This window comes from Cryobacterium sp. Y11 (assembly GCF_002929535.1).
GTDB lineage: Bacteria > Actinomycetota > Actinomycetes > Actinomycetales > Microbacteriaceae > Cryobacterium.
Genome location: NZ_PJJO01000051.1, coordinates 52,746 through 65,613, shown reverse-complemented (window position 1 = coordinate 65,613; position 12,868 = coordinate 52,746). Strand labels below are relative to the sequence as shown.

Here is a 12,868-nt window from a genome sequence, read left to right as displayed (position 1 = left end):
CGTGTAAACACCGCGAATCTTTTACTTCTGCAACCGGCTTTGATCTCTGGTGGTACTCGGAGACCGGTGCTCTGGTTGCGAATACGTCGGGTCGTGGGACCCATGTGCTGGGCGACTGTTGCCCATTAAGCTCTGTACTCATTAAACTCTGTGGCGTCTGCTTGAGCGCGGCTCAACGACTACCCACGATTATCGCATGTATTCGCACAAAGCCACGCCGCACGCGTGGCATAATCGGGGGCGTGCCACAGACAGAGCGTTATCACCGTCCAACTGGACTGGCTTTTTTCCTGATCATCGCGGGGATCATTGCTTTTTCCGCTGCATTAGCGCTCACGCTCGACAAGATTCATCTGTTGGAAGATCCCAATGCGCAGCTGAGCTGCAACTTCAGTGTGTTGATCGGCTGTGCGACGAATCTCTCGTCGCCACAGGGAGCCATTTTGGGCTTTCCCAATTCGCTACTCGGGCTCGCCGCCTGGAGCGTTGTGATTACTATCGGCGTGGTTATTCTGGCTGGCGCCCGGTTTGCGCGCTGGTTTTGGGTCGGCCTCAATGTTGGCGTGCTCGGCGCGATGGTGTTTGTGATCTGGCTGATTGCCCAGAGCATCTTCGTGCTCGATGTGTTGTGCCCCTGGTGCATGGTGACTTGGGCGGTGACCATTCCGGTCTTTTTAGCCGTCACGCTGTACAACTTTAAGGTGGGGTATTTGCCGGGTGGGGCATCCGTTCGCCGCATCGCCGCTGCGGCCTATTCCTGGATGTTTGTCATCACCATTGTTTGCTATATCGCGTTCTTCATCGTTGCCCAGGTCAACATGGACGTGTTGAACCGCCTGTAAGGTCTGCTGCGCCGCATCGCACGTCACGAGTCGCGCGGGTGCTGCGCCGCTACGCGGGAGTTGGGCCTCCCGCGTAGCGGCGCAGCACCGGCGCAGGGTGAAAATGCGACCAGTCAGTTGAACCAGAGCGCGAGCTCGCGGGCTGCGGATTCGGGTGAATCGGAGCCGTGCACCAGGTTCTGCTGAACCTTCACGCCCCAGTCGCGACCGAGGTCACCGCGGATGGTACCGGGCGCTGCTGTGGTCGGGTCGGTGGTGCCGGCGATGGCACGGAATCCCTCAATGACCCGATTGCCGGCAACGCGGAACGCGACGATCGGGCCGCTCTCCATAAATTCGACCAGTGGCTCGTAGAACGGCTTTCCCTCGTGCTCTGCGTAGTGCGCGGCAAGGAGCGTTCGGTCGGGTTCGACCAGCTTCACGTCAACCAGGGAATATCCCTTGGCCTCGATGCGGCGTAAAATTTCACCGGTCAGGTTGCGGGCAACCCCATCAGGCTTGACCAAAACGAGGGTTTCTTCGACCTGGGTGTTCATATAATCTCCTTGGGTTGATCTGGATGCGGGTGATCTAGTCGTGAGCCCATGATCATGCAGTATGTCCACATGGCGGCAAACAGGGCGCCAACGAAAAACATGGCCGGGGTGACGAACCCAGTGGCAATAATGATCGCCTGAAGCGCCCAGCCGATCGGATACGACCAGCTGAAACGGAGCAGGCCGATCACGGCGACCATAGCCAGGCAGAGCAGCACACCGCCGATGATCACGAAGAGCGGCGAGACCGATGTCGGTTCGGTGGAAACGGACACGAGGCCCAGGGTGACCACTGCGCCCAGAAAGACGACGATCGTTTCGAACCCGAGCAGGATCGTGGCGAGGGAGCGTGTGACCGAGCGCGGCCTCATCACTTCTCCATCCACTCACCGGCGGCAGCGAGGGTGATCGCTTCGCCGACGAGCACGATCGAGCCAGTGACCAGCACGGCGCGCTTGGGCGCCTCGCCGGCCCATTCGCGGGCGCTCTCGAGGGCACCGGCCAGATCGTCGAAGCGGAAGGTGACCTCGTCGCTGGTCCACGCGGCGATGCTGTCGGCGAGGTCGTCCATGCGTGTGGCCCGCTCGGAGTGCGGCTCGGTGACGTAGAACCGGTCGACCTGGGGCGCGAGGGCGGCAACGATGCCCGCAGCGTCTTTGTCGGCGAGAATTCCCACGACAACGGCGATTTCGTCGAAGTCAAAGTAGGCCTCGAGGGCTGCGGCGAGGGCCGTTGCCCCGTGCGGGTTGTGCGCGGCGTCCACGAGCACGGTCGGTTCGATGCCGATGAGCTGCAGTCGACCGGGAGACGTCGCCGTGGCGAGGCCTTCGGCGAGCAGGTCGCCAACCAGGGCCTGGCTCCCCGCACCGAGAAACGATTCGACGGCCGCGATGGCCAGGGCCGCGTTATGCGCCTGGTGGGTACCGTAGAGCGGCAGAAACAGTTCGTTGTATGTACCGGCGAGACCGCGCACCGAGATAACCTGCCCACCCACGGCAACGGTGCTGGAGACAAGCTCGAAACCGTCGTTCTCACGCACCAGTTTCGATTCGGTCAGTTCTGCTGCACGATCGAGTTCGGCCTGCACATCCGGGCTCTGCGCCGCTGAAACAACGGATGCCGCCGGCTTGATGATGCCGCTTTTGGTGCGGGCGATCTCGGCGACGGTGTTGCCGAGGCGCAGCGTGTGATCGAGGGCAATCGGGGTGAACACGGCCACCTGTCCGTCGGCGACGTTGGTGGAATCCCACTCTCCGCCCATCCCGACCTCGATCACGGCAACGTCCACCGGTGCGTCGGCAAAGCATGCGAACGCGAGCACGGTGAGCGCCTCGAAAAAGGTCAGCGGTACCTCGCCGGCGGTTTCGAGCTCCGTGTCGACGATCTGCAGGTAGGGCTGAATGTCGGCCCAGTTGGCGGCGAGAATCTGATCACTGATCGGTTCGCCGTCAACGACAATGCGCTCGTTGAGCCGCACCAGGTGCGGGCTGGTCAACAGGCCGGTGCGCAGACCGTACGCGCGCACAATGCTCTCGACAATGCGGCTCGTGCTGGTCTTGCCGTTGGTCCCGGCTATGTGAATGATCGGATACGAGGTCTGCGGGTCGCCGAGATAATCCAGAACGCGGCGGGTCGGCGCCAGTCGCGGTTGCGGCTGGGCCTCCCCGACCCGCAGCAATAGTTCGGCGAAGACGGCATCGCCGGCTTCCCGAAAAGCATCGAGCGGGGCCGGCTGGTTCATCGGCTCGTCATCATCGCCGCGACCGGTGATGTTCTTCCAGTCAGCAGCGTCGTCAACGGGCGCGTCGTCGTTGGGGTTGTCGATATCAGACAAGGTTGGCTCCATTCACGCGTGCGACGGCCACGATGACGGCGCCCTGATTGACATAGTGGTCGGCTTCAAAGCAGACATAGTGCTCGACCGGCGCGCCAACGCGCGCTGCGAGCCATTCGGAGGGCAGTGCGGCAGAAAATTCGCCCTGCGACGGGCGATGGGTGCCAAACGTCGTGGCGAGGGTTTCGGCCGCGACGTTGACCCCGACGGCGAGGTCGAAGGAGTCGGCATCCGCTTCATTCTGAAAAACCAGATCGAGACGGATGCGGTCGCTCACCTGAAAACCGGCCGACTTGCGGGTGTCTTGCACGGCGCGAATGAGGTCGCGGGCGAAGCCCTCTGCCTCGAGTTCGCGCGTGGTGGTCGTCGCGAGCAGCGCGAATCCTCCGCCGGGCAGCAAGGCCAGGGCCGCTGCATCGTTGGCGCCGTCGTTGTTCGCCTCGAGGGTGAGCTCGAATTCGCTCGGCTCCAGGGCGATGCCGCCGGCCGTGACGACGCCGTCGGTCTCGCTCCAGTCGCCAGCGCGTGCGGCCTTGATAACCTGCTGCACCTGCTTGCCGAGGCGGGGACCAGCGGCCCGGGCGTTGACGACGAGCTTGCTCGTGACGCCGTAGGCTGCCGCGCTGCCGTCTTCGAGCTCGATCAGGGTGACCGTTTTCACGTTGAGCTCGTCGCGGAGAATGCCAACGAACGGTGCCAGTGCCGCGCTGTTGTCAGTGACGACGGTGAGGTTGGTCAACGGCAGGCGCACCCGCAGGCCAGCCTGCTTACGGAGCGAGAGCACCGTGCTGCTGATCAGGCGCACCTGGTCCATTGCGGTGACGAGTTCTTCGTCGGCGGGAAACAGGGCGGCATCTGGCCAGTCTTCGAGGTGCACGCTGCGACCGCCGGTCAGTTCCTGCCAGATGCGTTCTGTAACGAGCGGCAGCAGCGGAGCAGTAACCCGGCACACGGTTTCGAGCACGGTATACAGGGTGTCGAAGGCTTCGTGCGAGGTGGCACCGGCAGCGGCGCCGCCCCAGAATCGGTCGCGCGAACGGCGAACGTACCAGTTGGTGAGCACGTCGGCAAAGTCGCGCAGTCGGGCGGCGGCGATCGTGCTGTCGAGCGCTTCGAGGTCGCTCGTGACGCCGACGATGAGGTCGCGCGTCTTGGCGAGCAGGTAGCGGTCGAGTACGTCGGTGGAATCGGTGCGCCACACGGCATCATAGCCAGAGGCGCCGTTCGTGGAAGCCGACGCGTTGGCGTACAGGGAGAAGAAGTAGTACGTGCTCCAGAGTGGAAGCATGACCTGGCGGGTGCCTTCTCGAATGCCTTCCTCTGTCACGACGAGGTTGCCGCCGCGCAGTACCGGGGAGCTCATCAGGAACCAGCGCATGGCGTCGGCGCCGTCGCGGTCGAAGACCTCGTTGACGTCCGGGTAGTTGCGCAGCGACTTGCTCATCTTCTGGCCGTCGTTGCCGAGCACGATGCCGTGGCTGACCACGTTTTTGAATGCCGGTCGGTCGAACAGGGCGGTGGAGAGAACGTGCAGCAGGTAGAACCAGCCGCGGGTCTGCCCAATATATTCCACGATGAAGTCGGCCGGGTTGTGCGCTTCAAACCATTCCCGGTTCTCGAAGGGGTAGTGCACCTGGGCGAACGGCATCGAGCCGGAGTCAAACCAGACGTCGAGCACGTCAGTGATGCGACGCATCGTCGACTGCCCGGTGGGGTCGTCGGGGTTCGGCCGGGTGAGTTCGTCGATGTAGGGACGGTGCAGGTCGGTGGGGCGCACGCCGAAGTCGGCTTCGAGCTCGTCGAGCGAGCCGTAGACATCCGTTCGGGGGTAATCGGGGTTGTCGCTCTTCCAGACCGGGATGGGCGAACCCCAGTATCGATTGCGGCTGATCGACCAGTCGCGGGCGTTACCGATCCACTTGCCGAACTGGCCGTCTTTCACGTTCTCGGGAACCCAGTTCACCTCCTGGTTCAGCTCGACCATGCGTGGACGAAAGTCGGTGACGCGCACGAACCAGCTTGAGACGGCCTTATAGATGAGCGGGTTGCGGCAGCGCCAGCAGTGTGGGTAGGAGTGTTCGTAGCTGGCCTGGCGGATCAGCCGGCCGTTGGCCTTGAGCAGCGCGGTGAGTGGCTTGTTGGCGTCGCTCCAGAGCTGGCCGGCGACCTCGGGAACGTCGCTGAGAAACTTTCCCCCGTCATCGAGCGAGAGAATGACGGGGATGCCGGCGGCCTCACCGATTTTCTGGTCTTCCTCGCCGTAGGCGGGAGCCTGGTGCACGATGCCGGTACCGTCGCTCGTGGTGACGTAGTCGGCGACGAGGATACGCCACGCGTTCTGGGTTCCCCAGATGGATTCGTCGGCGTAATAATCAAACAGACGGTCGTAGCTGATCCCCTCAAGGTCGCGACCCAGCACGGTGCGCGATACGGCAGCGGATGCCTCGGCTGCGGTTTCGTAGCCGAGGTCCTTCGCGTAGTTGCCGACCAGGTTGATCGCAATGAGGTATTCGGCGCCGAAAACTGTCGCGGCCGAGCCAGCGCCTTCGCGCAGCACCTCGGCGTCTGGCGTGCCGTTCGGGCCGGCCGGAACGACCGCGTAGACGATCTCGGGGCCAACGGCGAGCGCGAAGTTCGTCGGCAGCGTCCACGGGGTCGTGGTCCAGGCGAGTGCACGCACCGCGGTGAGACCGAGTGCTTCAGCCTTGGCGCCGATGAGCGGAAAGGTGACCGTGACGGTCTGATCCTGACGCATCTTGTAGACGTCGTCGTCCATGCGCAGTTCGTGGTTGGAGAGCGGGGTCTGGTCGCGCCAGCAGTACGGCAGCACCCGGTAGCCCTCGTAGGCGAGGCCCTTGGTGTGCAGCTGTTTGAAGGCCCAGATCACCGACTCCATAAAGGTGATGTCGAGGGTCTTATAATCGTTCTCGAAGTCGACCCAGCGGGCCTGCCGGGTGACGTATTCTTCCCAGTCCTTGGTGTACTCAAGCACCGACTCGCGGGCGACCGCGTTGAATGCGGCCAGGCCCATCTCTTCGATCTGGCTCTTGTCGGTGATGCCGAGCTTGCGCTCGGCTTCCAGCTCGGCTGGCAGGCCGTGGGTGTCCCAGCCGAAGCGGCGGTGCACCTGCTTGCCGCGCATGGTCTGAAACCGGGGGAACAGGTCTTTGGCATAGCCGGTGAGCAGGTGGCCGTAATGCGGCAAGCCGTTGGCGAAGGGCGGGCCGTCATAGAAGGTCCATTCCTCGGCCCCGTCCCGCTGGTCGATGGACGCTTGAAAGGTGTCGTCAGCCTTCCAGAAGGCGAGCACCTCGTTTTCGAGCGCCGGAAAGTTCGGGGAGGGAACAATAGCCTCGCCGGGCGTCGTGTTGCGATTCTTGGGGTACAAAATGCTTCTCCTACCGGGACGGGTCGCTGGGGCCCTGCTCCACGAGGACGAACGATTCTGTAGAAATCGCCGCGGTACCACCTCGCTTGCCGCCCGTAACCACCGAGCGACCGCTTATTCACAGGCTGTAACGGGCCCGATTCGTTCGGTTCTACTGAGAAACTCACCCGAGGGTGAGCATCCGTTCTTCCGAAGACTTCCCGGTGATGGCCGGGTCACTGTCATTCAGGACAATTCTACCCCGAGCACAGTGCCGTGCGATATCCCTCACATACGGGAGTGATGGTGGCATCCACGAAGGGCGCCAAAATTCCGCGCGACACGCCGGCCCGCGCCCAGACGCCGGCCGCTGCGGCTGCTGAGGCAAGGACCGCCGAAGTAAATCCCTGGCAAAGTACTGCGTCTTTCGGTAATTCCGCCCGCTTCCCGACGAAGTCCGCCAGTTTGCCCGAGTAGACCATGAATCGCGAGAGAGCGGATGCTGCGAGCTCGCCCGTCGTGCCCATCAGCTCGTCCTGAGTGAGCGCCCAGGGCACGTTACGGGGTCCAAACCCGGCCGCGACGCTCAGTAGGGCCGAGCGCACGGCATCCGTCACTGGCAGGTCGGGCGAGCACGCGTCCAGCGCCCGCGGCAGCCCGGCCAGCCCGGCATCGATATCAACCCAGAGCAGATCGCTCTTGGCCGGGAAATAGTTGAAGAAGGTGTTGCGGCTCACTCCGGCCCGGCGAGTGATCTCTTCGATCGTCGTACCCGCGTAGGTCTGTTCCAGAAACAACTCGGCCGCCGCTTCCTCCAGCATTGCTCGCGAGGATCCGCGCGGACGGCCGGCCCGAGTCGTCGGTTGATTGGTCAAGGTGCCCCCGTGTTGAGTCAAAGTGTTGCAAATCGGACCTAGTATTGATTTTGGTCCAATTCATTATTGGATCGAGTCCAATAATTGCATACTCGTCGGTTACACGTCGGGAAAAGAGACACACAGCATGCACACCTGGTCTAATCCGCACCGCGCCGTTCGCGCCGTCACCGGTCTGGCCCTCGCGGGCCTCTTCCTCACCGGCTGCACCGCCAATGACACCTCCAATATTGCCGACACCGGCGACCCGGTATCCGGCGGCACCCTCACCTACGCATCTGGCGACGCCGAACCGAGCTGCCTCGACCCGCACGTCGGTGGTAACTTTCCGCAGGGCATGATCGCCGCGCAGTACCTGGAATCGTTGGTCTCCCGCAATTCTGCCGGCCAAATCATTCCGTGGCTCGCCGAATCTTGGACACCAAGCCCCGACGGTCTGACCTGGGACTTCACGCTACGGGGAGACGTCTCATTTACCGACGGCACCGTCTTTGACGCCGCGGCCGTGCAGGCCAATATTGCCCATTTGCGGAACCCGACCACGCTGTCATCCACCGGATACCTAGCCCTCGGCAAGGTCGCGAGCACCGAAGTTGTCTCCCCCACTGTGGTGCGCTTCATCATGACCGAACCGGACAGCGCTCTGTTGGAGTCACTGTCGCAGGTGTGGCTGGCTATGGAATCCCCCGCCGCACTCGAACGCAGCCAGGACGAGAACTGCGTCGCCCCGGTGGGTACCGGCCCATTCATTGTGGACAGCTGGGTCAAGCAGAGCGCGATCACGCTCGTGCGCAATGACGACTATGTCTCCCCACCAGCGGATGCCGACCACTCGGGCCCCGCCTACCTCGACCAGGTCATCTGGCGCTTCATTCCCGATTCAGCCTCCCGCTACGCAGCGCTGCAGGCCGGCCAGGTCGACGTGATCGACAACGCCCAGCCCGACACCATCGTGCAGGCCACACAGAGCGATTCCATCGAACACCTCGACTCGCCCCGCCCCGGATCCTCGAACCGAATTGAACTGAACTCGGGCAAGGCACCCTTCAACGACGTACGCGTACGCGAAGCGTTCATCCGCTCGGCGAACGTCGACGACGCCGTGTCGAGCCTGTTCCAGGGCACCGCAACCCGGTCGTACTCGGCGCTGTCGAGCGTTGAGTCAACCGCCGTCTCAGACCCCACACTGTTCGGCTACGATCCGTCAGCCGCCGCAGAGCTGCTCGATGCGGCCGGCTGGGGTGAAACGGATGCCGACGGCTACCGCGTCAAGGATGGCGTGCGGCTCTCGGTGCAGTTTCCGGTGAGCACCAACCAGTCCATTCCGGCCGAGCAGAGTGTATTCGAACAAATTCAGGCCACGGCCAAGGAGACCGGCTTCGAAGTGAAATTGGCCCCACTGGACCTCTCCAGCTGGTACGCAGCCCTCGCCACCAACGACTATGACGCCGTCAGCGCTCCGTACACCAAGGTCGGCCCAGACGTGCTGCGCATTCTGTACCACTCCGATAGCATCGTGCCAGCTCCGAGCGGCTACTTCGCCAACCTCGCGCAGGTCAACGACCCCCAGATCGACGAGCTGCTCACAACGGCGGCCAGCACCACGGATGTCGCCGAGCGCACCAGCCTGTACGCCGATGCCCAGAACCGCATTCTGGCGGGCTTCTACATTTTGCCGCTCTACGACCAGCAGAACCATTACCTGCTGCGCAGCGACGTGGTGGGGCTGCGCACACTCCCGACCGTGGCCGTGCCCACGCTGTACGACGCGTGGTTGAACCGGTAACGCCGGCCAATCGCCGCCGGGATGGCCTGGCCCGCCCCGTATTTCGGGCGCTGGGCCGACTCGGCGCGCGCCTGGCCGGAGCGATCTTTGTACTGTGGGCCGTGGCATCCATCACCTTCTTTGCGGTGCGCCTGATCCCAGGGGACCCGGCCCAGGCCGTGCTCGGCGGTCCTGGGTCGCAGGCCTCGCCGGAGGCACTCGCGGCCGTCAGTGCCGAGTACGGCTTCGACCAGCCCGTTTTCACGCAGTACCTGACTCAGCTCGGCCGGCTCGCCACCGGTGATCTCGGGCGTTCGTACTCCCTCAATATGGATGTCGGCCCGCTCGTCCTCGATCAACTCGGCGGCACTTTGCTGCTCGCCGTCCTCGCCCTCAGCTTGGCGTGGGTGATCGCCCTCGCCCTCGCCACTTGGTCGACGCGCGGTGGCTTGGTTGCCGCGCGGGTGGGGTCGAGCCTCGAGATCGTGGCGGCGGCGCTGCCGCATTTCTGGCTCGCGACCTCGCTCATCGTCGTGTTCAGCATCTGGATCGGCGTATTGCCTCCGATCAGTACCGATAGTCTGGCCGGGCTGGTATTGCCGGTTCTGACCCTGGCCGTTCCGCTAGCCGGGTTTCTCGGCCAAATCATGCGCGAGTCGCTGCTGATCGCGCTGGAAAGCCCGTTCGTGCTCTCGGCGCGGGCGCGCGGCGAGAGTGAGCGGGGAGTGCGCTGGGTGCACGCGCTGCGCCACGCCTCGCTGCCAGCGATCAGCCTCTCCGGCTGGGCTTTCGGCTCACTGATCAGCGGCGCGGTCGTCGTCGAGACTATTTTTGCCCGCCCTGGTCTCGGCCGTACACTGCTGAACGCGGTCACCCTGCGTGACGTTCCGGTGGTGATCGGCGTCGTCATGATCGTCGCGGTGGCGTACATTCTGATGACTTTGCTGACGGATGCCGTCAGTCGCCTGGTCGATCCCCGGCTGAGGCTTTCGTGAGCGACCTCGCGCAGCAGGCCGAGCTCACGACCCGTTCCGGCCAGTCTGGGCAGCCACTCCGCCTCGGTGTGGCCGAGGGCATGGCTGGAGTGCTCGGCCTATTCCTGCTGATATCGGCGGTGGCACCGCAGTTTCTGGCCCCCGGCGATCCGCTCGGCATCGACCCGCTCGCGGCATTTGCACCGCCCAGCTTCGCGCACGGCTTCGGCACCGACGAATCGGGCCGCGACATCTACACCCGGGTCGTGCACGGCACCCAGTATTCGCTCGTGATCGGTGTCGCAGCAACGGCCATTGGTCTGGGGCTGGGTATCGTGCTTGGAACCCTGGCCGGAATGCTCGGCCGCGTTGTCGACTTCACCGTGAACCGGTTTCTCGAGGTCTTGTTCGCCTTTCCCGGGCTGCTCCTGGCTCTGCTGTTCATTCTCGTCTTCGGTCCCGGCGTGGCAACGGCGACGATCGCCGTGGGGCTTTCCACCGCCCCCGGCTACGCCCGCATCATTCGTGGGCAGCTCATCGCCGTGCGCGGGGCCGCCTTCGTCGAGGCCGCGACCGTGCTCGGGCGCACTCGGTGGCAGATTTTGCTGCGTCACATTCTGCCGAACACGCTCGCTCCGCTGTTCGTACTCGCCACCCTCGGCGTTGGACAAGCCATCGTCTGGGCTGCAACGCTCAGCTACCTCGGCCTCGGCGCGGAACCACCGACCGCGGAGTGGGGAGCCATGCTCTCCGCTGGGCGCACCTACATCACCTCGGCCTGGTGGATGAGCTTTTTTCCCGGCCTGTTCATCGTGCTCACCGCCGTGACCGCCACCGTGCTCGGCCGCAGCATCGACCGTAGAATGCGGCACGCATGAGCGCGGCAGCGGTTCTGAGCGTGCGCGCCCTGCGCGTGGGCTTTGGCGCTTCCGCTCCGGTCGTTCGCGGAGTTTCTTTTGAGCTTGCGGCAGGCGAGTGCCTTGCCATTGTCGGCGAATCTGGCTCGGGTAAGAGTGTCACCGCGCGCAGTCTGCTCGGACTCGCGGGCGCCAACGCCAGGGTCGAGGCCGACCGCCTCGAACTCGGCGGGCAAAGCGTGCTGGGGCTGACCGACCGAGCCTGGCGGGTGCGGCGCGGCAAGGATGTCGGTCTGGTGTTGCAGGACGCTCTCGTCTCGCTCGACCCACTGCGGCCGATCGGCCGCGAGATCGCGGACTCGCTGCGGCTGCACACGACGCTGGGTGCCGCGGCTCGTGCCCGCCGGGTGCTCGAACTGCTGGACGCCGTCGGGCTGTCGAACCCCGAACTGCAGGTGCAGAAGCGTTCCGGCCAGCTCTCCGGCGGTGAGCGCCAACGTGCACTCATCGCCGCGGCGATCGCACTGAATCCGCCGCTGCTCATCGCCGACGAACCAACGACGGCGCTCGACGTGACCGTGCAGGCGCAAATTTTAGCGTTGCTCGAGCAGATCAAGCTCAGCGGAACGGCCGTGCTCCTGGTCAGCCATGACCTGGCTGTGGTCAGCCGCATCGCCGACCGGGTCGCGGTCATGCACGACGGCCTACTGATCGAAACCGGTCGCACCGAGCGGGTGTTGGTTGCGCCGCAGCACGAGCAGACTCGCCGCATGGTCGCTGCGGTGCCGGCCGACAAGCCGCGCGGCACGCGGCTATCGTTGGCCGCCAGCATGCCGCTGGCGCCGGCGCCGATCGTTTCAGCTCGGGCTGATTCGACCCGGCCCACCGCGAGCAAGCCCGACGCGGCCGTCGTACGGGAAACCGTCGTGCTGGAGGCGATCGGCTTGTCGCACAGTTTTCGACGCCCAGACGGCAGCCGTCAGCTCGCCGTCGACGACGTCTCGTTTTCCCTGCTCCGTGGCCACACCCTCGGCATCGTCGGCGAGTCCGGGTCGGGCAAGACCACGACGGCGCGCCTGCTGCTCGCACTGCTGCCGTTAGAGCAGGGCGACGTGCAACTGTTCGGCCAGGCCTGGAGCTCGGTCAGCGAGAAGAGGCGGCGGCGGCGGCGCGCATCCGTTGGAGCGATTTATCAGGATTCCCTCGGATCATTCGATCCGCGCTGGAGCGTCGGCGAAATTCTCACAGATGCCCTCGGCCGCGCGCTCCCACAAACGCGGAGCGCGCGTCGGTCACCCGAGAACTTGGCCCGGCTCACGACCCTGCTGGACGAGGTGGGACTGGCCGCCACCGTGCTGCCGCGCCGCCCCCTCGAACTCTCCGGCGGCCAGCGCCAGCGGGTCGGTATTGCCAGGGCGCTGGCCGGCCGACCCGATATTCTCATCTGCGACGAACCGGTGTCGTCTCTGGATGTGAGCGTGCAGGCGCAGGTGCTCGACTTGCTCGACGACGTGCAGCGGGAGCGCGAGCTCAGCCTGATCTTCATCTCCCACGACCTCGGCGTTGTGCAACACGTCAGTGACGAGGTCGTGGTGATGCGCAGCGGGCGAGTGGTCGAGAGCGGGTCGGCAGCGCGTGTATTCACCGCGCCGGAGCATGCGTATTCTGCGCAATTGCTCGCTGCGGTGCCGCGCCTGCCGGGCTAATTGGAATCGCTGCATGCCCTCACGGCGGTCCCATTCGGGGAAAAAGAGCCGATCGGGTAGATTGGAGAGGCACACTCAGGCACCTCACCATCCACACGGTGCCGACTATACG

The 12,868-nt window shown here is 64.5% G+C and carries 10 protein-coding genes; 5 read left to right on the top strand and 5 right to left on the bottom strand.

The genetic code is table 11. The features are described 5' to 3' along the window. Positions 1 to 242 precede the first annotated feature (242 nt). Positions 243 to 842, top strand: coding sequence for a vitamin K epoxide reductase family protein (locus CXY75_RS05385; RefSeq protein WP_233201745.1), 600 nt, complete (start codon positions 243 to 245; stop codon positions 840 to 842). Between the two features lie 113 nt (positions 843 to 955). On the opposite strand, the gene ndk is transcribed toward CXY75_RS05385, so the two are convergent. The 5 genes from ndk to CXY75_RS05360 all read right to left on the bottom strand — a co-directional run bounded on the left by ndk (position 956) and on the right by CXY75_RS05360 (position 7,454). Further along, a complete protein-coding gene (ndk, locus tag CXY75_RS05380; RefSeq protein ID WP_104081804.1) occupies positions 956 to 1,378 on the bottom strand; it encodes a nucleoside-diphosphate kinase in 423 nt (140 codons plus the stop codon). After that, positions 1,375 to 1,749, bottom strand: a complete 375-nt coding sequence (locus CXY75_RS05375; protein ID WP_104081803.1) for a DUF4233 domain-containing protein — start codon at positions 1,747 to 1,749, stop codon at positions 1,375 to 1,377. The genes ndk and CXY75_RS05375 overlap by 4 nt, the downstream gene beginning before the upstream one ends. Beyond that, on the bottom strand, positions 1,749 to 3,119 hold the full coding sequence (locus tag CXY75_RS05370; protein ID WP_233201756.1) for a folylpolyglutamate synthase/dihydrofolate synthase family protein: 1,371 nt from the start codon (positions 3,117 to 3,119) through the stop codon (positions 1,749 to 1,751). Before CXY75_RS05370 ends, CXY75_RS05375 begins: the two co-directional genes overlap by 1 nt. Before the next feature lie 85 nt (positions 3,120 to 3,204). Next, a complete protein-coding gene (gene ileS / locus CXY75_RS05365; RefSeq protein WP_104081878.1) occupies positions 3,205 to 6,603 on the bottom strand; it encodes an isoleucine--tRNA ligase in 3,399 nt (1,132 codons plus the stop codon). 233 nt (positions 6,604 to 6,836) lie between these two features. Beyond that, a complete protein-coding gene (locus CXY75_RS05360; RefSeq protein ID WP_233201744.1) occupies positions 6,837 to 7,454 on the bottom strand; it encodes a TetR family transcriptional regulator in 618 nt (205 codons plus the stop codon). 127 nt (positions 7,455 to 7,581) lie between these two features. Between CXY75_RS05360 and CXY75_RS05355 the strand changes: the two genes are divergently transcribed. From CXY75_RS05355 to CXY75_RS05340, 4 genes are read left to right on the top strand one after another with little or no spacing between them, the layout of a single operon-like run. Then, entirely contained in the window at positions 7,582 to 9,240 is a 1,659-nt protein-coding gene (locus tag CXY75_RS05355; protein ID WP_104081800.1) for an ABC transporter substrate-binding protein, read from the top strand. Beyond that, complete coding sequence (locus CXY75_RS05350; RefSeq protein ID WP_369826677.1) at positions 9,225 to 10,214, top strand: ABC transporter permease; 990 nt, start codon at positions 9,225 to 9,227, stop codon at positions 10,212 to 10,214. Before CXY75_RS05355 ends, CXY75_RS05350 begins: the two co-directional genes overlap by 16 nt. Beyond that, a complete protein-coding gene (locus tag CXY75_RS05345) occupies positions 10,211 to 11,071 on the top strand; it encodes an ABC transporter permease (protein WP_369826676.1) in 861 nt (286 codons plus the stop codon). Before CXY75_RS05350 ends, CXY75_RS05345 begins: the two co-directional genes overlap by 4 nt. Next, positions 11,068 to 12,756 (top strand): ABC transporter ATP-binding protein, encoded by a 1,689-nt coding sequence (locus CXY75_RS05340; RefSeq protein ID WP_104081799.1) that lies wholly within the window; start codon positions 11,068 to 11,070, stop codon positions 12,754 to 12,756. The genes CXY75_RS05345 and CXY75_RS05340 overlap by 4 nt, the downstream gene beginning before the upstream one ends. Positions 12,757 to 12,868 lie beyond the last annotated feature (112 nt).